The following is a 23,676-nucleotide window of genomic DNA, read 5'->3' on the forward strand; positions in this document are numbered from 1 at the left end:
AGAGCATAGTTCGCGCCCTGCGTGATAGGGCACACCCCGTCACCGTTTGGGGGAACCAAGACATGCTGCAAGCAGGACGTCATTTTCTCAACTCCGAGAGCGGCTCCCTTGCGCCGATACTCGCCATCGCCCTTATCCCGATGATTGCCACGCTGGGCTTTTCGCTCGACTACAACTCGGCCGTTTCGACCAAGGCATCGATGCAGAACGCGCTCGATGCCGCGACCCTGTCGATTACGACGCTGCCGACGGACACGTCATTGGCGGACCGTCAGGTTAAGCTGCAGGAGTCATTTGCCGCCAATAGCGGGCAAGGCACCGCCAAGCTCGACGGCTTCGTCGTCGCCGCCGACGGCACCGCCACCATCAACGCTTCGGCCGGCTTTGCCATGCCGACCAATTTCATGCAGATCGCCCACATCCCAACGGTGCAGATCGGGGTTGGCTCGGCGGTAGTAAAGAGACCGGCGCTGGTGGAGGCCACGTTCAAGGTCAACAAGATCTCGGGCTATTGGGACAAGACGATGACGCTGTACGGCACCAAGTTCGGTGAGACGCTGGCCAACAAGCTGATGAAGATCTCCTACGTACACAACAGGTATGGCGATCCGAAAGGCTATGGAACGGCCAATGTGTATAAGATCAACGGATCGACAGAGACGCTGGCCCAGAAACAAGTATGCACGACCACCACGGTGACCAGCTTCTACGGCTTGCCCACCACCACGATCACCCAGACGAGCGGCAACACCAAATATGCGACCACCTGCGTCAACACCATGTACCCCGCCACTGGCGCTGGCGCGGTGATCGACGTCAGCCTGATGGACAAGCTCTATCTGGAGATGAAGATTCCGAATCCCAATCCTGGTCTTGGCGGCGGCAACCTGCCCACGGGCACGAAAACAACTCTGCGATCGGACAATACGGCGACGTCCAACCGGCTGTACATCGACAGCGTCGAAGTCGGGCAAGGCAAAACGGTGGACATTTTCACCGCCGTGCCATGCGGCCAACCCAGCGTGCAGGCCTGGGAAGACGGCGGCAACACGGTACCGGCTCCAGTGTCCAACGCCGACTTCTTCTATACCGTGACCGGCAAGTGCGCCTTCAACAAGCGGCCTTCGGAAACGGTGCTCATACAATAGGCCGGCGGTCATAGCGGGGCGCGCCGCAAAAGAGACCTCCTATCGCATCGTCCCATCACAAACGCCGCCCGGCCTTCGGGCGGCGTTGTCGTTTGGGCCGCTATCGCGACGACTCGATCGTCCCTGGGGGATCGCGCTGGCGGTGACAACCGGGGCGAACCGATCACGAAGCAGTGATGGCTGTAACGAAGTCTCAGGTCGCGGCGAAGAGCTGATGGGATCGCCATTTCCGGCGCGCCACCAACTCCAGAGGAGACCAGCATGACCGACTTCACCCGCCTGACGCTGCCGGCGCTTGCCTTCGCGCTTTGCTCGACGGCGCTTTTCGCCGGTGGCATCGCCCGCGCCGAGGATGCGATGAAGCCCGCCGACCCGATGGCCACGGATGCCATGAAGCCCGCCGATGCCATGGCTACCGACGCGATGAAGCCGGCCGACCCGATGGCCGCCGAAAAGATGAAGGACTGCATGGACAAGGCAGCCATGGCAACCGACGCGATGAAGAAGGACGAGGCAACGAAGGCCTGCGACGCGATGGGGATGGCCAAGTAGGTCTTGTCGGCCTCGGCAGTCCCTAGCCGTCCCTGTCCAGGTCGGGGAGGGCCCGGCGGCCCGGCGCGGGCAACCCTGCGCCGGCGCAGCATTCCAAATACGCACGGCCCAGATGCGCACGGCAATGTGAGACGCCGGCGGACCCAAATGTTCTATAGTCACAACACCATCATGGGAGATCAGACATGACCGGTATTCGAGAACCAGTTGCGAGAAGGTCGACGCGCTTCGCCAGGAGCGCTCTTGCGGCGCTGATGCTCGCCGCGGCCGGCGCCGCCTTGTGGCAGACGCCGGCGATCTCGGCCGAGGCGGCGGTGGTGATCCCGCCGCCGGCGATGGACGAAAAACCCGCTAGCGGCACCGAGAAGGCGGTCTTCGCCGGCGGCTGCTTCTGGGGCGTGCAAGGCGTGTTCCAGCACGTCAGGGGCGTGACCAGCGCCGTCTCCGGCTATGCCGGCGGCGACAAGGACACCGCCGTCTACGAGACGGTCGGCACCGGCCGGACCGGGCACGCCGAAGCCGTCGAGATTACCTACGAGCCGACAGAGGTGACCTACGGCCAGTTGCTGCAGGTGTATTTCTCGGTCGCGCACAACCCGACGCAACTGAACTATCAGGGGCCGGACCGCGGCCCCCAATACCGTTCGACGATCTTTGCCGAAAGCGACGCCCAGAAGAAGATCGCCGAGAGCTACATCGCCCAGCTCGACAAGGCGAAGGTGTTTCCGGAGCCGATCGTGACCACGCTGGAGACCGGAAAACCCTTCTACCCGGCCGAGGACTATCACCAGGACTTTTTGACGCTGAACCCGACCTATCCCTACATCGTCTACAACGACCTGCCCAAGGTCGAGAATTTGAAGACGCTATTCCCCAGCCTTTACAGCGACAAGCCGGTGCTGGTGCTGGCCGCCAACAAGAGCTGATCTTTGCCAGCGTGTACTTGGTGCGTCCAAGTGGACGCACGTCGGCGTAAGGTGTGTTGAGATTCAGGTCAGGCCGCGCCGAAAATGGTGGATTCCGAGAACCGGAACGGAGCGTACTTTTGGGTACGTGAGTACCGGAAGCGCAGGAAGCCGCCGTTTGCAGGCCGGCATCACCTGAATATCAATACACATTATTGCACGCTCAGAAATTGCCTGAGCTCCGGCGTCCTCGGGTTGGCGAAGACGTCCTCGGGGGCGCCGATCTCGTGGACGCGGCCCTGATGCATGAAGACGACGCGCGAGCAGACATCGCGGGCGAAGCGCATCTCATGGGTGACCATCACCAGCGTCATGCCTTCCGCAGCCAATTCCTTGACGACGGCCAGCACTTCGGCAACGAGTTCGGGGTCGAGCGCCGAGGTGATCTCGTCGCATAGCAGCGCGATGGGCTGCATGGCGAGCGCCCGGGCGATCGCCACGCGCTGCTGCTGGCCGCCGGACAGCTCGTCCGGCAATGCGTCGAACTTGTGGGCGAGACCGACGCGGTCGAGCATTTTACGCGCGACCGCTTCGGCGTCCTTTTTCGGCGTCTTCTTCACCACCATCTGCGACAGCATGACATTGCCGCCAGCCGTGAGATGCGGGAACAGGTTGAATTGCTGAAAAATCATGCCGACCTTCAGGCGCAGCGCCTTGAGATGAACCTCGTCGGGCAGGAACTGGGCGCCGGCGACGACGATCGAGCCTTCATCGATGGTCTCCAGCCCGTTGATGCAGCGCAGCAGCGTCGACTTGCCCGAACCGCTCTTGCCGATGATGGCGACGACCTCGCCCGGCGCGATGTCGATGGAAATCCCCTTCAGCACCTCATTGTCGCCGAAGCGCTTCTTCACCTCAGTGATTGCGATGAGCGACATTGAGCTTCCTTTCCAGGAGCTGGCTGGATTTCGACAGCGGCCAGCACAAAGCAAAGTAGATGAGCGCGACCAGGCCATAAACGGTGAACGGCTGGAACGTGGCGTTGGTGACGATCGAACCGGCCTTCGACAATTCGACGAAGCCGATGATAGAGGTGAGCGCGGTGCCCTTCACCACCTGCACCGAGAAGCCGACCGTCGGCGGCACCGCCACCTTCAGCGCCTGCGGCAGGATGACGTAGCGCATCTGCTGGAGATAACCCATGCCGAGGCTGGCGGACGCCTCCCACTGGCCCTTGGCGATGCTCTCGACGCAGCCGCGCCAGATCTCGGCGAGGAAGGCGGCGGTCCACAGGATGAGCGCGACACAAGCGGCAAGCCAGGCGGGAACGTCGATGCCGAACAGGCCAAGGCCGAAGAAAGCGAGAAAGAGCTGCATCAGGAGCGGCGTGCCCTGGAACAGCTGGATGTAGCCGCGTGATAGAAGCCGTGCCCAACGCCGGCCGCCGATGCGCAGGAAAAGCAGGGCCGCGCCGACGATGCCGCCACCGATGAAGGAGACCAGCGAGAGGACAACGGTCCAGCGGGCGGCCAAAAGCAGGTTACGCAGGATGTCCCAGAAGCTGAACTCGGTCATGGCGCATGTCTCATCGCGACGCCTTCCTCGGGAACAGCATCCAGCCCAGGCCAGCCAGCATCTGGCGCAGCAGGATGGCGAGGGCCAGGTAGATCAAGGTAGAGACGATGTAGGTTTCGAAGGCCCTGAAATTGCGCGACTGGATAAAGTTGGCGGCGAAGGTCAGGTCCTCGGCGGCGATCTGCGAAACGACGGCAGAACCAAGCATGACGATGACGATCTGCGACGACAGCGCAGGCCAGATGCGCTGCAGCGCCGGGACCAGAACCACGTGCCAGAAGGTCTGGAACGGGGTCATGGCGAGGCTCGCGCCGGCCTCGAACTGGCCGCGTGGCGTGGCCTGGATGCCGGCGCGGATGATCTCGCAGCTGTAGGCGCCGAGGTTGACGATCATGGCGAGGTTGGCCGCGCTCAGTTCCGACATCCTGATGCCAAGCGACGGCAGGCCGAAGAAGATGAAGAACAGCTGGATCAGAAAGGGCGTGTTGCGGATCAGCTCGACATAGGTCGCGACGACGGGCTTCAGCCATTTCGGCCCGAGGGCGCGCACCCAGGCGCAGGCAATGCCCAATGCCACGCCGAACACCGCGCCGATCAGGATGAGCTGCACGGTGATCCGGATGCCCTTGAGCAGCACCGGCAGAGAATCGATCAGCCAGCCGAAATCGAACTGATAGGTCATGGCTTGCTGTCTGACCTAAACCACACGCGGCGGGCGGCGATCACAGGTCAGCCGGCAGGTCCACCTTCAGCCATTTTTGCGAAATCGCGTTGAGGGCGCCGTCGGACCTGGCGGCGGCGATGATCCCGTTGACCTTGGCCATCAACGCCGGCTGCTCCTTGTTCATGCCGATGTAGCAAGGCGAGTTCTTGATCAGGAATTTGAGCTCGGGCCGCTTGGGCGGGTTCTTTTCGATAATGGCGGCGGCGACAACATTCCCGGTCGCGATCACCTCGACCTGGCCCGAAAGGAAGGCTGAAATCGTGCCGTTATTGTCCTCGTAGCGCTTGATCTCAACGCTCGCGGGCGCGACCTTGGTCAGTTCGAGGTCTTCGATCGCGCCGCGGGTGACGCCAATGGTCTTGCCGGCGAGGTCTTCCGCCTTTGCGACCGCGACATCCGCTGGAGCGAACACGCCGTTGTAGAAGGGGGCGTAGGCCTCGGAGAAGTCGATGACCTTCTCGCGATCGGGATTCTTGCCGAGGCTGGAGATGACCAGGTCGACCTTGTTGGTCTGAAGATAGGGAATGCGGTTGGCGCTGGTGACCGGGACGATCTCGACCTTGGCGCCGAGCTTTTCGCCAATCAGATTGGCGATATCAATGTCGTAGCCTTGCGGCGTCATGTCGGCGCCAACACTGCCGAAGGGCGGGAAATCCTGTGGAACGGCGATGCGGACGGTGCCCCGCGCGCCGATGTCGCTCAAGGCGTCAGCCCGCGCCCGCGAAGACGGAGCCATGGCCATTCCGACCACGGCGGCCAAGGCCAGCATGCACATATTGCGACGGTTCATTATTTTCCCCTTTGACTGGACAAAACCAATTGGTCGCCAGGGCAAAGCAACAGACATGCCAAACCATCGAAATCGGCGGGAATCGGGCTTCCCCTGTAGGATTGGATAAGGCCGCTCTCGCGACCCATGCCGCCCGACTGGCAGGTTGCCTAAATATTGTGCAGATAATTCTTGTGGCGGATTTGGCGTCGTGCGGAGCGGACGGTCCGCTATGCCGTCCCTTTGCGCCACGGCAGGCTCCAGCGCAGCTTTTCCGGCGTGGCCCCGGCCGCAGTCGATGTCGGGGCGGGCTTCGTCTCGCGAAAATGCGCCGAGCCCTGCGGCGGATAGGCGTGGGTGTTGTTGAGGGCGAGCTTCTCGATCTGGCTGAAGTCGGGGAAAGGCAGGTTTTCCGCCTCGCGCCAGTCGCTGACCCGTTTTTCGGCCGCGATGCGTTTTTCCTCGTCGGCCGGCAGATCGGCGGCGGTGTACTCCAACTGCGAGGGGAAGGCGAACTGCGTGCCGGCATCGTCCATGATGTTGATGATGGACAAAAGGATGTCCTCGCGTATGGCGAGGAACTCGGACCCGTCCGCCGTCATGACATAGGTCGACACCTCGATGTCGAGCGAATAGGGGCCGAAGCCGACAAAGCGCACGTGACACGGATCGTCGATGACGCGCGGATGCGCGATCAGCAGCTTGCGCAGCTCGGCCAAAGTATAGCGCAACTGATCGGGCGTGGTCTCGTAGCGCAGTTGCAGCGTCGTCGCGAAACGGGTGCGGTCGCGATGCGCGTAATTTTCGATCTGCATGCCGGCGAAGTCCGAATTGGGCACCGAGATGATTGTGCGGTCGGGCGATCTTATGCGGGTCGAGCGCATGCCGATATGCTCGATGGTGCCCGACTGTCCGCCGAACTTGCAGAAGTCGCCGACGCTGACCGGCCGGTCGGCGTAGAGCGTGAGGCCGGAGAGGAAATTCTGCAGCGTCGGCTGCGCCGCCAGCGCCACGGCGAGGCCGCCGATGCCGAGGCCGGCGATGACGCCTTCATAGGGGATGGCAAGCACTTCGGCCAACAGCAGGAAGGCGACGACCAGCACGGCCACGCGGGCCACGCCGGTGGACAGCGAGATCAGCGTGTCGTGATAGCCGGGCACCTGCCACATATTGCGGTAACGATCGGCGATCCTGCCGATCAGATGCCAGACCACCGGAACGAAGCCGATCACGATCAGGCTCCAGGCCACTGCCTTCACTGGTGCTGCGACCACTTGCGGCAGGCCGAGCGGGCGCAATGCCACCAAAAGGAAAAGACCTAGGAAGATCGCGCGCACCGCCCATTCGACTACGCGTAAGAAACCCGACCGCTGCGAACGATTCTGACTGGGCGCAAAAAAGGAAATGACCGCATTGGCGATGAAGCCGAAGGCAATGCCGGCCAGCACTGCGAGGCCGAGCATCCACCATTGCCAGCGCTCCATCGGTCCGGCGCGGGTGAGCAGGCGGGGGCTGATCTCGCGCGCCAGGCCACGCGTGGCGAAGAACGGGTCGTTGCTGGCGAAAGCGGCGAATTCCGGCGCCACCGGGACCTCTTCCACATCGGCATAGAGCGTGCGGATGTTGGCGAGCGTCTCGGGCGTGAATTGCCAGATCTTGCCGTTGCCGGTGCCAGCGGGGTCCGTTTCCACCGGGCCGATGACGATGTTGCCGGACGGATGCTCGAAATAGACATAGGGCGTGTTGCTTTTGGGATCGTCCGGAATTTCCTGCCAGTAGACATAGCCGATACGATCGATGACCTTCTTCAGATAGCGCTCGAGAAGGACCGCCTCGTCGGCGCGCACGGCTGGAGTGTAATCGCGCAGATCAAGCGCCGCCTGTGCCGGGTCGCCGGCCTCGGTGACGCCGCTGAGCAGCACCTTGAACGCATCGCGCGGCGAGGCAAGCTTGCTCGGACTGTCGACCATGTCGACGGCTTCGCCGCGCGCCGCCTGGAATTCGGCGAGCTTGGCCTGGAGCGGGCCGAGCGGCGGCCCGACGATGAACCACTCGTCTTGTCTGCGGCGGAAGGTGACGTCGAAGGAGACGTTGGTGCCATATTGCTGGAGCTTGGCGCTCACCTCGGCGCCCGCGATCGCGTCATGCGGCAGGCTCCAGAGGCGGAAGGTCGCATTGTCGATGACATTGAACAGAAGCTTGGTGTAGTCGGGCATGTTGAGGCCGCCGCGGTCGGCGTCGGCGACATCGACCAACCCGGCCGCTCGGGCGGCGAGGCCCATGCCGCCGCCGGTTGCGCGCGGCACATTGTCGGCGCCGCTCTCGTTCATCGCCTGCAGGAACGAGCGCATGGTCGTCATCGGGCTGGTCTGGTCGACACGGATCTCCTCGACGGCGCTGACGCGCACGCCTGTCCACCATTCGGCAGTAGCGGTTTCGAAGCGCCCCATGAAGCTCTCGCCGTCGGGCGACTGAACGAAGAGGAAAGCGCCCTGGCGGTTGCCCTCGAACCAGCGTCCGACAAGCTTTTCGCCTTCGGCCTTGGCCTCGATGCGGCCATTATAGAGCGGGTAGACGCCCTTCACCTCGGCGCCGGTCTGCTCGAACGTGATCTCGGCGCCGCCGCCGCGCCATTTCGTGTCCCAAACACCGGTCCAGTTGGCACCGGTCCAGTTGGCCGTGTCCTGGGCATGCGCCGGCTGCAGGAACGGCAGCAGGCCGGCCAAGGCAAGCGCCGCGATCAGAGCGATCATGCGGATCAGGACCAAGGCCACTCGATCTGATGCGACGGGGACACCGCTCATTGCATTGTCCTTCTTCTCGCCCGCGCAGCAGGGGCCGGACTGTCGAAGAAGGGTTATTGCCCCGGAAGATGAATATTCTATTTCCGGGGTCATGGAACACCGCCGGATCGCGGCGCTTGCCGGTCAATCGTAGGTCAGATCCGTCGCCTTGCCGCCGAAGACGCGATAGGCATAGAACGAATAGAAGATGATGATCGGCAGCACGACGACCGTGCCGGCCAGGATGATGGCGAGGCTTTCGGGCGCCGACGCCGCCTGCCAGATGGTCAGCCTGTCGGGCACGACGAAGGGATAGAACGACCAGGCGAGCCCGGCAAAGCCGAGCGTGAAGATGGCGGCCAGCGTCAGGAACGGCATGAGCGCATGGCGATCGTCCGCCTTCGGCAGATGGAAGGTCTGCCACCACAGCCACCCGAACAGCACCGCCGACAGGATCGGCAGCGGCGACAGATAGAGCATGGCGGGCCAGACGAACCATTTGTCGAAGATACGCGGGCTGGCGAGCGGCGTGGCCAGCGAGACGGCGACCATGCCTAGCGCGGTCAGCACCAGCGCCCTGCGCAGCCAGAGCACCGCCTTCTTCTGCAGGTCGCCTTCCGTTTTGTAGATGACCCAAGCCGCGCCCATCGCCGCATAGGCAGCGGCAAGGCAGAGCGCCACCAGCGCGCCGAAGGCGATGCCCGCCAGGCCGAAATCGAGCCCGAGCACATAGACGCCCAGCATGTAGCCCTGCGCCAGCGAGGCAATGACGGAACCGAGCAAGAAGATGCGGTTCCAGCGGTGCTTCCTGCCAGCCGGCACCTTGGCGCGGAAATCGAAGGCGACGCCGCGCAGGATCAGGCCGACCAGAAGCAGGAAGACCGGGATATAGAGCGCGCCGAGGATGAGCCCGTGCGCCAGCGGGAAGGCAACCAGCAGCAGGCCGACGGCCAGCACCAGCCAGGTCTCGTTGGCGTCCCAGAACGGGCCAATCGCGGCGATCATGGTGTCCTGCTCGGCATCCTCGGCCACTGCGAACAGGATGCCGATGCCGAGGTCGAAGCCGTCGAGGATGACGTAGATCAGGATGGCGAGGCCCATCAGGCCGGCGAAGATCAAAGGGAGCAGGGTCGGCCAATCGAAGGTCATCACCGTTCTCCTGGTTGGGCAACCGGCTGCGACAGCGGCGCGTCGAGAACGCCGGGCAGCGGCGAGGCGTCGCCGTCCTTCGCTGCCTTCAGCGCCAGATGCACCAGCACGCCGAGATAGGCGATCAGAAGCAGCACGTAGAGGATGAGGTATATCGCAAGCGTCAGTGCGACATGGCTGCCGGCGACCGGGCCGACGGCATCGACAGTTTTCAGCACGCCGGTGACCAGCCAGGGCTGGCGGCCGATCTCGGTGGTGTACCAGCCGGCCAGCGTCGCCAGCCAGCCGGACAACGCCATCGGAACCATCGCCAGGGCGAGCGGCTTCGGCAGGCTATGACGACGCTTGAGGAAGAAGGCCGCCGACCAGGAGACGACAAGCATCAGAATGCCGGTACCGACCATGATGCGGAAACCCCAGAACACCGGGAAGACCGGCGGATGATTGCCGGGATAGTCGTTCAGCCCCGGCACGACCCCACTGGCGCTGTGCCTGAGGATGAGGCTGGCCCCGTCGGGGATGGTCAGCTCGAATTTGTTCTCCTTGGCCGCCTCGTCGGGAAGCGCGAAAAGGACCAGCGGCACGTTGGGACCGGTGTTCCAGTTGGCCTCCATGGCGGCGATCTTCTGCGGCTGATGCTCCAGTGTGTTGAGGCCATGCTGGTCGCCGGCGAAGATCTGGATGGGGATCAGGATCGCCGCAGTGAAGACACCGGTGCGCAATGCCTTCCACATCGATTCCGAGCGGTCGCCATAGAGATAGCGCAGCGCCGACAGGCCGGCGATCAGGAACGAAACCGTCAGGCCGGAGGCAAGCAGCATGTGGACGAGCCGGTAGGGCATGGACGGATTGAAGACGATGGCCCACCAGTCGACGGCGTGGGCGACCCCGTCGCGCATCTCGAAGCCGACCGGCGTCTGCATCCACGAATTGAGCGCTATGATCCAGAAGGCGGACAGGGTGGTGCCGCCGGCCACCAGCACGGTTGCCATTGTGTGGATGCGGTTGGAGACGCGGCGGAAGCCGAACAGCATGATGCCGAGGAACGCTGCCTCGAGGAAGAAAGCGGTGAGGATCTCATAAGCGAGCAGCGGGCCGGGTATGTTGCCGACGGTCTTCATGTAACCCGGCCAGTTGGTGCCGAACTGAAAGCTCATGGTGACGCCCGAAACCACGCCCATGGCGAAGGACAGCGCGAACACCTTCACCCAGGTAAAATAGGCGCGCATCCAGGCGGAATCGCCTGTGGCGTTATAGCGAAGCTTGAAGAACAGCAGCATCCAGCCAAGCGCAATGGTGATAGCCGGAAACAGGATATGGAACGAGATATTCGCGCCGAACTGAATGCGCGAAAGGATGAGCGGGTCCATAGCGGGTTCCGGCTGCTGCTTATGTGGCGGAAGATAGGCCGGATGCGCCGAACGGTCAAAGCGGCGTGGCGTCACGCGAGGCGGAACGCCGCAGGACGGGATTATTCATCCCTGATCCTGGACTAGATGATCTGTGGGTTGGTTGGTCATCACGGTGAACGTTCCGACCCGCTTGGACCGCAATGGTTCCGAGCTTTGTACTTGTTGAGCCGTTCATCCGTTTCGGACAGGAAAAGGCTCGCTTTTCCGTCTGCGGCGGCATTGCCGACCGGTGCGGCTCTGCCTTTTATCGCCTGGTGAACAGACCGGCGTGCGACCGCACGACTGCGGCAGGGGTGGATGCGTCTTCGCGGGCCAATGTCCAGAACTGTCAGGAGTGCCATTGACTTCCGGCTGCGCGCACCGACATTCAGCGGATTAAAATCAACAGACCTCTTTCAAGCAGCCGTTTTTCAGCCATGCCCTCCATCATTTCCATTTCCGGGGTCACCAAGACCTACGCTACCGGTTTCAAGGCGCTGAAGGAGATCAACCTCGATATCGAGCGCGGCGAGATCTTTGCGCTGCTCGGGCCGAACGGCGCCGGCAAGACAACGCTGATCTCGATCGTCTGCGGTATCGTCAACCGCTCGTCGGGCACGGTCACCGTGGACGGCCACGATATCAGCCGGGATTATCGGGCTGCGCGCAGCCTGATCGGGCTGGTGCCGCAGGAACTGACCATCGACGCGTTCGAGAGCGTATGGGCGACTGTCAGCTACAGCCGCGGCCTGTTCGGCAAGCCGGCCAACCCCGCCTTCGTCGAGAAGGTGCTACGCGACCTGTCGTTGTGGGACAAGAAGGACGCCAAGGCGATCACCCTGTCCGGCGGCATGAAGCGGCGGCTGATGATCGCCAAGGCGCTGTCGCACGAACCGAGGGTGCTGTTCCTCGACGAGCCGACAGCCGGCGTCGACGTCGAGCTGCGCCAGGACATGTGGGCGATGGTGCGCCGGCTGCGCGAGGATGGCGTAACCATCATCCTGACCACGCACTATATCGAGGAGGCCGAGGCGATGGCCGACCGCGTCGGCGTCATCAATCGCGGCGAGATCGTGCTGGTCGAAGACAAGGCCGAACTGATGCGCACGCTTGGCCGCAAACGACTGTTGCTGGAGCTACGCAGCCCGCTCGCCGCCATACCCGAGACGTTTTCGCGTTATGCGCTGGAGCTTTCGCCAAACGGTGATCAACTGACTTATACCTATGACAACCAGAGCGAACGGCCGGGCGTCGCCTCGCTGCTCCGCGACCTCGAGACGGCCGGCATCCAGTTCCGCGATATCGACACGCAAAACAGCTCGCTCGAGGAAATCTTCGTCAATCTGGTGAGGAAGGACGCATGAACCTGCGAGCAGTCTGGGCGATCTACAAGATGGAGATGGCGCGCGCCTTTCGGACCGTGCTGCAGAGCATCGTCTCACCGGTCATCTCGACATCGCTCTATTTCGTCGTCTTCGGCTCGGCCATTGGCTCGCGCATCACCGAGATCGACGGCATCAGCTACGGCGCCTTCATCGTGCCGGGACTGATCATGCTGTCGCTGCTGACGCAGTCGATCTCCAACGCCTCCTTCGCCATCTATTTCCCGAAATTCGTCGGCTCGATCTACGAGTTGCTGTCGGCGCCGGTGTCCTATCTGGAGATCATCGTTGCCTATGTCGGGGGTGCGGCGACCAAGTCGATCATACTCGGCCTGATCATCCTGGCGACCGCGTCACTGTTCGTGCCGCTGACCATCGAGCATCCGTTCTGGATGCTCGCCTTCCTGGTGCTGACGGCGGTGACGTTCAGCCTGTTCGGTTTCATCATCGGCATCTGGGCGAGGAGCTTCGAGCAGCTGCAGCTGGTGCCGCTGCTGATCATCACGCCGCTGACCTTCCTTGGCGGCAGCTTCTATTCAATCGACATGCTGCCCGGCATCTGGCGCACGGTGACGCTGTTCAATCCTGTCCTCTATCTGGTCAGCGGCTTTCGCTGGAGTTTCTACGGCAAGTCCGACGTCTCGATCGGCATCAGCCTCGGCATGACCGTCGTTTTCCTGCTTATCTGCATAGCGATCGTCGCTTGGATTTTCAGGACCGGCTACCGGCTGCGGAACTGACGAATCCAACTTCGTCATCCCAGGGCGGAGCAGGAGCGAAGCTCCGTCGCGGAGACCCTGGGATCCAGGCCGTAGCCCTAACCGAAGAGTGCAGCGGAGCAGAATTCAGCACCGCAGCGGCGCTTTGAAATCACGGCATGGATCTGGGGTCTGCGCCGCGTCGCTTCGCTCCTTGCTCCGCCCCAGGATGACGAAGGCAGAGAGCATTCAGCCAGGATCACTATGCGCGTCCCCTAGACGGCCTTGACCAGGCGGAGCAGCCCCAGCATCCCGACGAAAGTCCCCTTGCGAAAGGCGACGTAGGTCGGCTCCTCGATGCCGTGGAAGCGGCGCTTGAAGGCAGCCTGCCCCTGCAGGTTGAACTTGCGGCGATTGATCCAAGGCGAACCATAGGCGCGCTGGAAGGTGGCGCGCCAGAAGTCGCTTTCGGCAAATCCGCCGGGTCCGACGTCGACAAGCGGCGATAGGCCGAGCGTGACGACGGAGATGCCTTGCTCGCGGAAGCGGTCGACGGCGAATTTGGTCAGGCCGATCTCGGCATGCGACGTGGCGTCGACATGCTTGCGCTTGAACGAGGTGGTGTAGCCAATCACCTTGCCGCCACTGAACAGGGGATCGAATTCGAGCAAGGCGACGAGCTCTCCATCGGGGCCATGCAGGACGAAGCGGCGCATGTCGACGCCGAGATGATCGCTGAAGGGGCGGTTGAGGAAAGCCATCTCCCATCGCTTGACGATGCGGTCCGCCCGCCAGTTCTGCGATAGCCGCTGGATCTCGTCGAGAAAGATGGTCCGCTTGTCCTCGGCAAAGGAAAAACCCTTTTTCAACAGCCAGCGCTCGGAATAGCGCACGGTTTCGTTGCGCTTTCCGGAAAAATCATGGGCGGGCAGGACCAGCCGCGTATCCACGCCGAGACGATTGACCTGGTATCCGAGCCCGGCGAGCACGCGCGCCGTCTGTTCGCCGATTTGCACGAACCACGGGCTGTCGGCAGCCTCGACGAAACGCCTGATGTAGTCGGGCCGATCGGGCGGGTGAGCCACCGGGTCGCCAAGCGCGAAATGGTGCTTCATCTTGGTGCCGAAGGCGATGTAGCCGTCAGCGTCGCCGAAATAGGAAAGGTTGCGCTGGACGGCGGTCGAATAGGCGAGCGAAAAATCGCCATGCCGGCGCACCAGCGCCAGGCGCTCGACATGCGTCAGCTCCCGCCGCTCCACCTTCGGCGCTGCGCCTTCGAGCAGGCGGTCGAAATGAATGCGCAAGGAGGGCATGGTCGAGTTCCGCGTGCCGCGCTTCGCTATTGGGAATACCCGTCAGCCCACGGGCTTCGAATCATTGGGCGGTCTGACTGTCGGTCATATCGCGCATGTCCCCTTTGGAGCGCAACCGGCGTGGTGAGCACCGATGAATTGGTGGCAGCGAGAACGGAACGGAAGCCCATCAATCGGGCATAAACTGGCAATTGGGCATAAAAAGGAGAGGCTTCGGTCGCGCCGAAACCCCTCCTTCACGATTTGTCAGCGTGGACCTTGGAGCGAGATGTGCTCTAGAGCGCCTCATCGTTTCACGGAAACGCCGAACCGCTCTATCTCTTTGTTTTTGCGCAATTCCCTAGGGAAAGCGCTAAGCGCTTTTCCCGGGAAAACCGTTTCACACTTTTCCTGGAATTGCTCTAGACCGCAATCTTGCCGCCGCCCTGTTTGGTGATGGCGACGACCGACGGCCGCACCGGCATGTCGGGCTTGAAGTCGGGCCAGCGGGTCGACAAGTCCTCATAGTAAGAGGGACGGCCAAAAGGCTCCCAGTCTTCGCCGCCATCGGCCGGATGCTGGACGGCGACGAAAGCGGTCTGGTCGTCCGGCGTGAATAGCGGGCCGCACATTTCGGCGCCGATCGGCACGCGGAAGAACAGCTTTGATGTCGCCCGCGCCTCGCCTTCGGTGTCGACCGCCCACAGGCCGTCGGTGCGGCCGGTCGCCTTCGGGCCCTGGCCGTCAGTCGAAACCCAGAGCCGGCCGGCCGCATCGACGGCGCAATTGTCCGGCATGCCGAACCAGCCATTGGCGGTCGTTGCGGTCGAGAAGGTGGCGCCGACTTCGGCCACGGCGGGGTCGCCGCATTTCAACAGCACTTCCCACTTGCCCTTGGCAGCAGTGAAATCGCCGCCGTCCTCGACGATCTCGATGATGTGGCCGAAGGCGTTTTCGGCGCGCGGGTTGGCGGCGTCGACCTGGTCGGCCTTGCGTTTCGAATTGTTGGTCAGCATGACGTAGACCTTGCCATTGGCGGCATTGGGTTGGATATCCTCGGGGCGGTCCATCTTGGTGGCGCCGAGCAGGTCGGCGGCACGGCGGGTCTCGATCAGCACGTCGGCCTGGCTGGCAAAGCCGTTCTCGGCGGTTAGCGGACCCTGGCCAAAGACGACTGGCAGCCATTCGACCGACCCGTCCTCGGCGAATTTGGCGACATGGAGCGTGCCGTCGTCGAGAAGATCCAGGTTGGCGGCACGGTCCTCGGCGTTGAATTTGCCTGTGGTGACGAATTTATAGACATAGTCGAAACGCTCGTCGTCGCCGAGATAGAAGACGACACGGCCATCCTTGGCGACGATCGATTCAGCACCTTCATGCTTGAAGCGGCCCATGGCGGTGCGCTTCTTCGGCGTCGAAGTCGGATCGTTGACGTCGACCTCGACGATCCAGCCGAAGCGGTTGGCCTCGTTCGACTCCTTGCCGAGGTCGAAACGGTCGTAATGCGCCGGCCACTCATAGGCGCCCTCGGGAATGCCCAGGCGCTTGTAGTTGGCCGCTTCCGCGTGACCGGCCGGCAGTTCGCCCGAGAAATAGCCGTGGATATTTTCCTCGGCCATGACATAGGTGCCCCAGGGCGTGACGCCGCCGGCGCAATTGTTGACGGTGCCAATGACCTTGGTGCCGGTCGGGTCGGCATTGGTCTTGACGCGGTCGTGGCCCGCGACGGGGCCGGACAGCGCGATCTCGGTGTTGGAGGTGATGCGGCGATTGAGCTTGCCGTCGCGCACCACCTGCCATTTGCCTGATACCTTGCGGATCTCGACGATGGTGCCGCCATGCGCGGCCATCTCGACATCGACCTGTTCCTTGCTCAGCGGCGCCTGCTTGGCCTCACCATCGACGATGGTGACGAGGCCCGGGAACATCAGATGCGGGTTGGTGTATTCGTGGTTGACCACCAGCAGGCCATGCTCGGCCGAGCCGTCGAGCGGGATGTAGCCGACATAGTCGTTGTTGTAGCCAAACTGTCTTTCCTGGGCCTGCGCCGACTGTTTAGTCGGATCGAATTCCGGCGAATCGGCAAACAGCGGATCGCCCCAGCGCAGCAGCACGTCGGCGTCATAGCCCGGAGCGACATGATGCTTGTCGTCGACACCTGCCTCGACCTCGTCGAACGTGAAGGCCGAGCCGCCGGCGGCGCGGGCATCGTCGGCGAGGATCAGCGCGAGCGGGCTGACGGTGACGGCGATGGCGGTTGCCGCGAGCGATCCCTGTAGAAAACCGCGGCGCGAGAAACGCGCGGCGATGATCTCGCCCATCGTCTTGTTGTCAGTGGGATTGGTTCCTGGCCCATCGTTTTCCTCGAGCAGACTGGTGCGGAACTGGGCGTCGGGGGAGCGATGTTCGGTCGAGCGATGTTCAGTCGAGCGATGTTCAGTCATGGGGGGCTTGCCTCTGGCTTCTTTGGGATGGCTGGAGCGTCTTGCTTGACTGACCGCGTATCGCCGGGAGATCACAGTTTGATGACGTTGCCGGCCAATTTCCAGCCCCGATTTCATGTCCATGATCAGCCCCGCTTGACCGCGACCGATGCTTCGGAAACAAGATCTGCTGCAGGCGCGGAAGCACCGCTTCGAGAGGGACAAAAAGTGAGTTTTTGGGGACTGGGGCAGCTCGGCATTTCTACAGTGATCTTCCTGCTGGCGGCGACGGCGGCGAAGCAATGGGGACTGGCGCCGAGCCTCGGCAAGATCGTTCTGACCTTGGCGCTCTATTCGCTGGGCAATCTGATCATGCTGAGGCTGATCCGTGAATTCGGCATGTCGGTGTCTTTCAGCCTGTCGGCGGTGATCCAGCTGGTGTCGGTGAACGTCGTGGCCCTGGTCTTCTTCGGCGAGCGCGTCAATGCGTTGCAGGCGACTGGCATCGTGCTCGCCGTCGCAGCTGTGGCGCTGATAACGCTCGGACCTTATCTGCAAAAATTGTAATTGCGAGGGTCGATGAAGAATACCGCAAACAAGTTGCTCAACTGGATCGAATTCCCGGTGCTGCTGGCCGGACTGGTCATCGCCGGCGGATTGTGGGGGTTCGAGGAGCTGATGGAGGTGGCGCGAGACACCACGCCGCACGCCTTCGATACGGAAATCCTGCTCGCTTTCCGTGAAGCGGGCCAGCCTGACAATCCGATCGGACCGCCATGGCTGGAAGGAGCGATGCGCGACCTCACCAGCCTCGGCAGCGCCAGCGTGCTCGTGCTGATCACTGCTGCGGTGATCGTTTATCTGCTGCTGATCCACAGACCGGGACCAGCGTTTCTCGTTTTCGTGGCAGTGGCGGGCGGGCAGGCCCTGTCGAGCACGCTGAAGCTCGGAATCGACCGGCCGCGCCCCGATCTGGTCTCGCATCTCGCCGACGTGGCGACGCTTTCGTTTCCGAGCGGCCATGCGATGCTGTCGGCGGTGACATATTTGACGCTGGGCAGCATGGCGTCGCGCTTCCTGCCTGGGCGAACGACCAAAATCTATGTGCTGGCACTTGCCGTACTGACGACATTGCTGGTCGGCATCAGCCGCGTTTATCTCGGCGTTCATTGGCCGTCCGACGTGCTGGCCGGGTGGTGCGCCGGCTTCGCCTGGGCGATGCTATGCTGGCTGGCCGCATGGGCGTTGCAGCGATGGCGCGGGCAGACCGACGCCTGAACGACGCCGCGGCTAATTCTCCTCGAAAATTCTCGACAGCCGAGGGCCTGCTGTCCCAGCTGGCGCGCCGGCTCTGCAGGACACAACCAGTCTTGGTGCGTGCATGTCTGACATATGCATCATGATGCTTGAGCCATCACAATGATAGTATTATACATGGGAATGCAGACTCAGACGGGGGTTTTTAGCCGATGATCACTGCCGCGCAGATGCGCGCCGCAAGGGCGCTGGCCGGCATCGATCAGAAGACGCTCGCCGAGCGCGCCGGGGTTTCGCTTCCAACCATTCAGCGCATGGAAGCGAGCGACGGCCTGGTCAGGGGCGTGGTCGATACGCTGATGAAGGTCATCCAGGCCCTCGATGGGGCCGGCGTGGAACTGATCGGCGAGAACCAGGCCAGCGAGCGCGGTGGCAGGGGCGTGCGCCTCAAGCCGGTCGTGCCGCAGAACCCGCCAGGCTGAGCCGACAAAGTCGCGACGGCGACCGCCGACAGTCCTGCCGACGATCCCGCCGCCTTCTTGGTTTTACGCATGCCCCAAAACCGCTCTGCATTTTTGGGCGACATGCATCAGGAGCGGAAGGTAGTCCATGGATCGAACCCGGCGGGCAATTCATCAACCGGCCCAAAGTCCGGCAAAGCCGGCATTTTCCGAACTGTTCACACCGAAGCTGGTGACGGTGCTGCGCGAGGGCTATACGCTTGGGCATTTCAAGGCCGATGCGATCGCCGGATTGACCGTGGCCATCGTGGCGCTGCCGCTGTCGATGGCGATCGCGATTGCTTCCGGCGTGACGCCGGAGCGCGGCCTGTTCACCGCCATCGTCGGCGGTTTCATCGTCTCGGCGCTCGGCGGCAGTCGCTTCCAGATAGGCGGTCCAGCCGGCGCCTTCATCGTGCTGGTGGCGGCGACGGTCCAGCGCGAAGGCATCGATGGGCTGCTTCTGGCGACGATGATGTCCGGCATTTTCCTGCTCGCCATCGGCTATCTCAGACTCGGCACCTATATCAAATTCATCCCCTACCCGGTGACCGTCGGCTTCACCGCGGGCATCGCCATCATCATCTTTTCCGGACAGATCGTCGAACTGTTCGGGCTGAAGCTCACCGGCAACGAGCCCGGGCCACTGCTGCCGAAGCTCGTGGCGATCGGTGAGGCCGCCGGCACGATCAACATCTCGGCGACGCTGGTGGCGGTGCTGACCATCGCCACCATTGTCGGGCTGAAGCGGTGGCGCCCCGGCTGGCCGGGCATGCTGATTGCCGTCGGGCTCGCCTCGCTGGTCGTGGCGCTGCTGGCGCTGCCGGCGGAAACGATCGGCACGCGCTATGGCGGCATTCCGCGCAGCCTGCCTTTTCCGGCGCTGCCGGCGCCCAGCCTCGACAAGGCGATCGCGGTGCTGCCGGACGCCGTTGCCTTCGCGCTGCTCGGCGCGATCGAATCGCTGCTGTCGGCCGTGGTCGCCGACGGCATGACGGGACGTCGTCACCGCTCCAATTGCGAACTGGTGGCGCAAGGTTTCGCCAACATCGCCTCCGCCCTGTTCGGCGGCATCTGCGCCACCGGCACCATTGCCCGCACCGCGACCAATGTGCGGTCCGGCGCGCACGGGCCGGTTTCGGGCATGTTGCACTCGCTGTTCCTGCTTGTCTTCATACTGGTGGCGGCGCCGCTGGCCAGCTACATCCCACTCGCAGCTCTTGCCGGCGTGCTGGCGGTGGTGTGCTGGAACATGTTCGAAAAACAGGCTTTTGCCACCCTGCTGCGCGCCTCACGCGGCGACGCACTGGTGCTGATGGCGACCTTCCTGATCGTCGTGTTCCGCGATCTTACCGAAGGCATCATCGTCGGCTTCGCGCTGGGCTCGATCCTGTTCATCGACCGTATGGCCAAGAGCATCGCCGTGGAGACCGACCTGCCGCTGGTGCAGGACGATGTCGCTGACGGCAGCAACGGTGGCGGCGCCTATGATTCCAGCGAGGCGAGCGACGCCGATACCGTCGTCTACCGGATCTCTGGCGCATTCTTCTTCGGCGCCGCTTCGACCGTCGGCACGGTGCTGGACCGCATCGCCGACCAGCGCAAGAACTTCATCCTCGATTGCTCGGCGGTGCCGTTCTTCGATTCGACGGCCGCCAACGTCATTGAGGGTGCCGCCCACAAGGCGATGCGCGCCGGCGTGCGCTTCATAATATCAGGCGCTTCGCAGCAGACACGGCGCATGCTGATCAAGCACGGCGTCAAGCGGCCGCTGGTGACCTACGCCGCCTCGATCAGGGATGCGCGGGCGCAGTTGAGGGGGCGACTATAGGTCTCTAGCGTTCACCATTTCCGTTTTGGAATATCAAACGCTTGGATATGACCGATTAGCGCGGATCCATACCGCCCCCGCAGCTTCTCGATGAATTGTGGCTCCACGCTATTCACGAAACCCAACATTCCCTTAAGAAGCCCCAGTTCCGTCGCGTCCAATTTATTCTGAGATGCGCGATGCACCGTGGCGTGTAGGAGCCGCTTTCGGGCATGGCCTACCGAGACCTTCCCATCGTTGGTGAGCGTTAGCCCCGTGACCTTGCGGCCATACTTACGGGTAACTCGCGTTGTCTTTTCATTGTTCACGGCGAGTTTCGGGTAATCCAGTCCTCTAAGGGTAGATCGTACCATCTTCTCTACGTTGACGAGATGACCTGTTCGCGGAGCGGAAAAGGTAAGGTCGTCGGCGTAGCGGGTGTAAATCACGTGATCTTTCGCCACAGCCTCCGAAATACGTTTGTCGAATTCGAACAGAAGGGCGTTCGAAACAAACGGCGAAGAAGGCGCTCCAATCGCCAGGCGTAAAGTCGAGCTTCCCTTCGGGCGTTGAAACATCAGCAAGCTCGTTAGCTGGACATCCACTGGGTCGCTGATCGCACCAGTTTCCTTGCAGAACTCTGCCCAATCATGAGGTTTGATCGACGGAAAGAAGTCCTTGAAATCCATCTTTAGGATAGGGCCATCACCTACATGACGAAGCGCATTGTCCTTTATTGACATCCCCTCGCGATACGCGGTTGCGGCTTCATGCACGGGGAGCTTGCGCAACAGTACGTCGATGAGGGCCCGTTGGAGTAGTTTCACCTCACGAGCAGGTTGGGAAATTGTTCTGTTCCCACCAGAGCGCTTGGGAATTTGATAGGTCTTATACCTTATGGGCGCCTTTCGGATGATGCGCTCAACGAGGCCCATCTCCATCCCGGTTTCGATGGCTAGAATTCGTACTATATCGCTCATTTGAGCGCGTCTTTGAACGCTGCCTGAATCACGCTGAAGCGCGCGTCGTCATTCGCCTTCCAGAACTCGCTAATTTGAGCGCGCCACCTTTCTCGAGGCTCAACCTCTTTAGCCTTTCGAAGCTTATATTCGATCGCGTCAGCCTTGTTGGGTATGGCGCAGTAGTAGTCAACAAAGCCGCGTCTATCTTTCAGTATCCACTCGGCATTGATGGCGCAGAGCAGATAGTCAGCCAACTTGCCGTGCTTAAGCTTCACGTCGAAGTCGGCGACCAAAGCCTCGATTTCCTCGATCGTTAGTGCTCCGTAGTGCTGGATCAGTCCGACAATGAGCTTGATGATGTGGCCGGGCCGCTCAGGGTTAAAGGTAGTCGGCTCCTTCACTTCACTGCGACGTGCGTTGATGGCAGCCACGATCCGGCTTTCAAAGACACCGATGTTGAGATCGCCGACATCTTTGATGCTTTTGATATTGAGGTCGTTCCTGTTGACGACACAAACCGATGATTGCCCAATGCTGTTTTGAAGGAAGAGAAGCGGGCCGAGCCTGATAAAGGAATCGGCATTGTAATTCTCGTCATCAATCACAACGAGCAGCCGGTCGGCTATCTCCTTGATCATCGAAAAGGCGCCGAGTTCGGTGAAGCTGCCATTGCTCTCCGAAAACAGAACGACCAGATCCACTATCTCAGCGAATTCCGTCTCGAAGCTGAGAATGTCCTTGTACTGACCATGGGGAGGGAAGATCCTGAAATCTTCCGGCATAATGGTGTGATACGAGCGGAGACCTGGGTTGGTGTAGATACGCGTGAATGCTTCGCGCAGAGAAATTGGCTTTGAATTCTTAATGTCGGTCTGACCGCCGCACAGAAATATAAGCGGGCTCGGGGCACGCACATGTATCGTGCCCGTGTCAATTCGATCAATGAGATCGACTATGTCACCCCCGGCTATCACTTACCCTTGGAGGTGTGGAAGAACGTGGAGTTTTACCGAGCGGAGCGGCCACTTGTGGCGGTAAAGCACCGCGTTGTTCCACACCGGATAAAACCTATCAATCAACTGAGGTCTGACGAAACGTCGGACCAAGCACGAAAAGTGCTTTTCACGTAAGCTGTCCACTGTCTCTCACCCCCCAAAGATTCTGTCAAGCAGAGTGCCCTTGGTTATTGTGAAGAGCAAGACCCGGAAGGTACGAGCAGACTAATAGCGATGGTCTGACCAACAAGAATTTCATCGGCTGGCTCATCGCCCACATCGAGAACGAAGCGACCTTCGTCAGCTTCTCCAGGCGGCTGCGGCCGGAGACGGCGGAGATGGTGAAGCGCGAGGCGGAGGAGCTGGCAGAACGCGCCAAATTGCTTGCCCATCACGATCAGCACACGACAGGCTCACCGGCTACAAACAGACATTTGCCTTTGACGCGACACCATTTCCGGCGATCATGCCGATCGGGCCGCACCCGCGAGATGCCGGGGCGTCCGACCGGCCCGTCGCTCCTGCAAAGCGACGCCGTCCTTTGCCGGCCTGACACAGCCAATCATCCGAGCAGGATTGCACCTGGCGGCTTGTCGCGCACCACTCCGGCGGCGCGACTGCCACCATTTTTGGTGACCTGAACTGGGAAGCCTCCGCCTGTCCTGCTTCAGTTTCCACCATGATCTTTTGTCCGGACATTTTTGCTCTTTGCAGCCGCGCTTCAAAAATGAAACGACATTCATGGTAGAGTTCGCGCACTGATTTGCCAGTAGAGGGCGGGTTTGCCGAATGCGTGACACGTCCCCGTGAAATCGAAGTGATCCTATGCCGACGGCGCCAACACTTGAACTTCGCCGCTATTCGCGCCTGAAAAATTTGCGGGAGCGCGCAGAACGCCAGGGTGCTGCATTGCAGTTCTGGGCGCGTACGGCATCGCTCGCCGTGATCTCCTGCTTCTTTTCATCGATCAGCCGCTGGGATGCCTCGCTGCTCTTCGTGCTGGCGGGCCTCGTGCTGTTCCAGCTCGTCGGCCTGATCCAGTTTCTCTTTGCGCGCCGTCGCAACGCGCCATGGTGGATCGGTTACCTCGTGGGTACGCTGGACATCATTCTGTTGACCGTTCTGCTGGTAACGCCCAACCCGTTTTCCCTGGAGGTCGCGCCGGCCGCGATGCAACTGCGCGAGGGCAGCTTCAAATTCCTGCTGATTTTCGTATGCCTTGGCGCGCTGACCCTTTCGACACGATTGGCGCTCTATCTCGGCGCGCTCGCGGCCTTGACGTGGGCGATCGGGGTGGGGTGGGTGATTTTTCATGCGGGAACCGTCATTCCGGCGACGAACCTCTATTCGCTGCCGATGAC

At 61.9% G+C, this 23,676-nt stretch carries 21 protein-coding genes and 1 pseudogene; 10 read left to right on the top strand and 12 right to left on the bottom strand.

What is annotated here, in order from left to right:
• Positions 1-62 precede the first annotated feature (62 nt).
• The 3 genes from EN885_RS14115 (at position 63) to msrA (ending at position 2,626) form a co-directional block, all read left to right on the top strand.
• The gene (locus EN885_RS14115; protein WP_128241682.1) at positions 63-1,148 is read left to right on the top strand and encodes a TadE/TadG family type IV pilus assembly protein; all 1,086 of its coding nucleotides are present in this window, start codon (positions 63-65) and stop codon (positions 1,146-1,148) included.
• 261 nt (positions 1,149-1,409) lie between these two features.
• On the top strand, positions 1,410-1,700 hold the full coding sequence (locus EN885_RS14120) for a pentapeptide MXKDX repeat protein (RefSeq protein WP_126104178.1): 291 nt from the start codon (positions 1,410-1,412) through the stop codon (positions 1,698-1,700).
• Positions 1,701-1,885: 185 nt separating this feature from the next.
• Positions 1,886-2,626 carry a peptide-methionine (S)-S-oxide reductase MsrA gene (gene msrA, locus EN885_RS14125; RefSeq protein ID WP_128241683.1) on the top strand — a complete coding sequence of 247 codons (741 nt, stop codon included), beginning with the start codon at positions 1,886-1,888 and terminating at the stop codon, positions 2,624-2,626.
• Positions 2,627-2,817: 191 nt separating this feature from the next.
• On the opposite strand, the gene EN885_RS14130 is transcribed toward msrA, so the two are convergent.
• From EN885_RS14130 to EN885_RS14160, 7 genes are all read right to left on the bottom strand, one after another.
• A complete protein-coding gene (locus EN885_RS14130) occupies positions 2,818-3,543 on the bottom strand; it encodes an amino acid ABC transporter ATP-binding protein (RefSeq protein WP_128241684.1) in 726 nt (241 codons plus the stop codon).
• Positions 3,521-4,180, bottom strand: coding sequence for an amino acid ABC transporter permease (locus tag EN885_RS14135; RefSeq protein WP_126104181.1), 660 nt, complete (start codon positions 4,178-4,180; stop codon positions 3,521-3,523). The genes EN885_RS14130 and EN885_RS14135 overlap by 23 nt, the downstream gene beginning before the upstream one ends.
• 10 nt (positions 4,181-4,190) lie before the next feature.
• Positions 4,191-4,862 carry an amino acid ABC transporter permease gene (locus EN885_RS14140; RefSeq protein WP_128241685.1) on the bottom strand — a complete coding sequence of 224 codons (672 nt, stop codon included), beginning with the start codon at positions 4,860-4,862 and terminating at the stop codon, positions 4,191-4,193.
• A 40-nt stretch (positions 4,863-4,902) separates the two neighbouring features.
• Complete coding sequence (locus EN885_RS14145) at positions 4,903-5,673, bottom strand: transporter substrate-binding domain-containing protein (protein ID WP_245465699.1); 771 nt, start codon at positions 5,671-5,673, stop codon at positions 4,903-4,905.
• A 230-nt stretch (positions 5,674-5,903) separates the two neighbouring features.
• Complete coding sequence (locus tag EN885_RS14150; RefSeq protein WP_164897843.1) at positions 5,904-8,477, bottom strand: mechanosensitive ion channel family protein; 2,574 nt, start codon at positions 8,475-8,477, stop codon at positions 5,904-5,906.
• 123 nt (positions 8,478-8,600) lie between these two features.
• Positions 8,601-9,605, bottom strand: a complete 1,005-nt coding sequence (locus tag EN885_RS14155; RefSeq protein ID WP_126104183.1) for a cytochrome d ubiquinol oxidase subunit II — start codon at positions 9,603-9,605, stop codon at positions 8,601-8,603.
• Complete coding sequence (locus tag EN885_RS14160; protein ID WP_128241687.1) at positions 9,605-10,975, bottom strand: cytochrome ubiquinol oxidase subunit I; 1,371 nt, start codon at positions 10,973-10,975, stop codon at positions 9,605-9,607. The genes EN885_RS14155 and EN885_RS14160 overlap by 1 nt, the downstream gene beginning before the upstream one ends.
• 458 nt (positions 10,976-11,433) lie before the next feature.
• Between EN885_RS14160 and EN885_RS14165 the strand changes: the two genes are divergently transcribed.
• Complete coding sequence (locus tag EN885_RS14165; protein WP_095484691.1) at positions 11,434-12,360, top strand: ABC transporter ATP-binding protein; 927 nt, start codon at positions 11,434-11,436, stop codon at positions 12,358-12,360.
• Positions 12,357-13,118, top strand: a complete 762-nt coding sequence (locus EN885_RS14170) for an ABC transporter permease (RefSeq protein WP_095484692.1) — start codon at positions 12,357-12,359, stop codon at positions 13,116-13,118. The genes EN885_RS14165 and EN885_RS14170 overlap by 4 nt, the downstream gene beginning before the upstream one ends.
• 233 nt (positions 13,119-13,351) lie before the next feature.
• On the opposite strand, the gene EN885_RS14175 is transcribed toward EN885_RS14170, so the two are convergent.
• Entirely contained in the window at positions 13,352-14,389 is a 1,038-nt protein-coding gene (locus EN885_RS14175; protein ID WP_128241688.1) for a phosphatidylglycerol lysyltransferase domain-containing protein, read from the bottom strand.
• Positions 14,390-14,790: 401 nt separating this feature from the next.
• Complete coding sequence (locus tag EN885_RS14185; RefSeq protein WP_128241689.1) at positions 14,791-16,812, bottom strand: PhoX family phosphatase; 2,022 nt, start codon at positions 16,810-16,812, stop codon at positions 14,791-14,793.
• A 207-nt stretch (positions 16,813-17,019) separates the two neighbouring features.
• Between EN885_RS14185 and EN885_RS14190 the strand changes: the two genes are divergently transcribed.
• The 4 genes from EN885_RS14190 to EN885_RS14205 all read left to right on the top strand — a co-directional run bounded on the left by EN885_RS14190 (position 17,020) and on the right by EN885_RS14205 (position 20,379).
• Positions 17,020-17,358: a hypothetical protein gene (locus EN885_RS14190; RefSeq protein ID WP_095485095.1), complete on the top strand. Its 339-nt coding sequence runs from the start codon at positions 17,020-17,022 to the stop codon at positions 17,356-17,358.
• A gap of 12 nt (positions 17,359-17,370) precedes the next feature.
• Positions 17,371-18,069 (top strand): phosphatase PAP2 family protein, encoded by a 699-nt coding sequence (locus EN885_RS14195; RefSeq protein ID WP_127295523.1) that lies wholly within the window; start codon positions 17,371-17,373, stop codon positions 18,067-18,069.
• Positions 18,070-18,260: 191 nt separating this feature from the next.
• Entirely contained in the window at positions 18,261-18,530 is a 270-nt protein-coding gene (locus EN885_RS14200; RefSeq protein ID WP_128241690.1) for a helix-turn-helix transcriptional regulator, read from the top strand.
• A 127-nt stretch (positions 18,531-18,657) separates the two neighbouring features.
• Complete coding sequence (locus EN885_RS14205) at positions 18,658-20,379, top strand: SulP family inorganic anion transporter (protein ID WP_128241691.1); 1,722 nt, start codon at positions 18,658-18,660, stop codon at positions 20,377-20,379.
• 11 nt (positions 20,380-20,390) lie between these two features.
• Here EN885_RS14205 and EN885_RS14210 read toward each other — a convergent pair whose 3' ends face one another.
• The 3 genes from EN885_RS14210 to EN885_RS33860 form a co-directional block, all read right to left on the bottom strand.
• Entirely contained in the window at positions 20,391-21,338 is a 948-nt protein-coding gene (locus EN885_RS14210) for a retron St85 family RNA-directed DNA polymerase (RefSeq protein ID WP_128241692.1), read from the bottom strand.
• Positions 21,335-22,234, bottom strand: a complete 900-nt coding sequence (locus tag EN885_RS14215; protein ID WP_128241693.1) for a retron St85 family effector protein — start codon at positions 22,232-22,234, stop codon at positions 21,335-21,337. The genes EN885_RS14210 and EN885_RS14215 overlap by 4 nt, the downstream gene beginning before the upstream one ends.
• Positions 22,235-22,735: 501 nt before the next feature.
• Positions 22,736-23,074 carry a hypothetical protein gene (locus EN885_RS33860; RefSeq protein ID WP_206616822.1) on the bottom strand — a complete coding sequence of 113 codons (339 nt, stop codon included), beginning with the start codon at positions 23,072-23,074 and terminating at the stop codon, positions 22,736-22,738.
• Positions 23,075-23,140: 66 nt separating this feature from the next.
• Here EN885_RS33860 and EN885_RS14225 point away from each other — a divergent pair.
• Positions 23,141-23,676 (top strand): annotated as a pseudogene (locus EN885_RS14225) (adenylate/guanylate cyclase domain-containing protein); the annotation flags it as partial.

It is taken from the genome of Mesorhizobium sp. M6A.T.Cr.TU.014.01.1.1 (genome assembly GCF_004022765.1).
Taxonomy (GTDB): Bacteria; Pseudomonadota; Alphaproteobacteria; order Rhizobiales; family Rhizobiaceae; genus Mesorhizobium; species Mesorhizobium mediterraneum.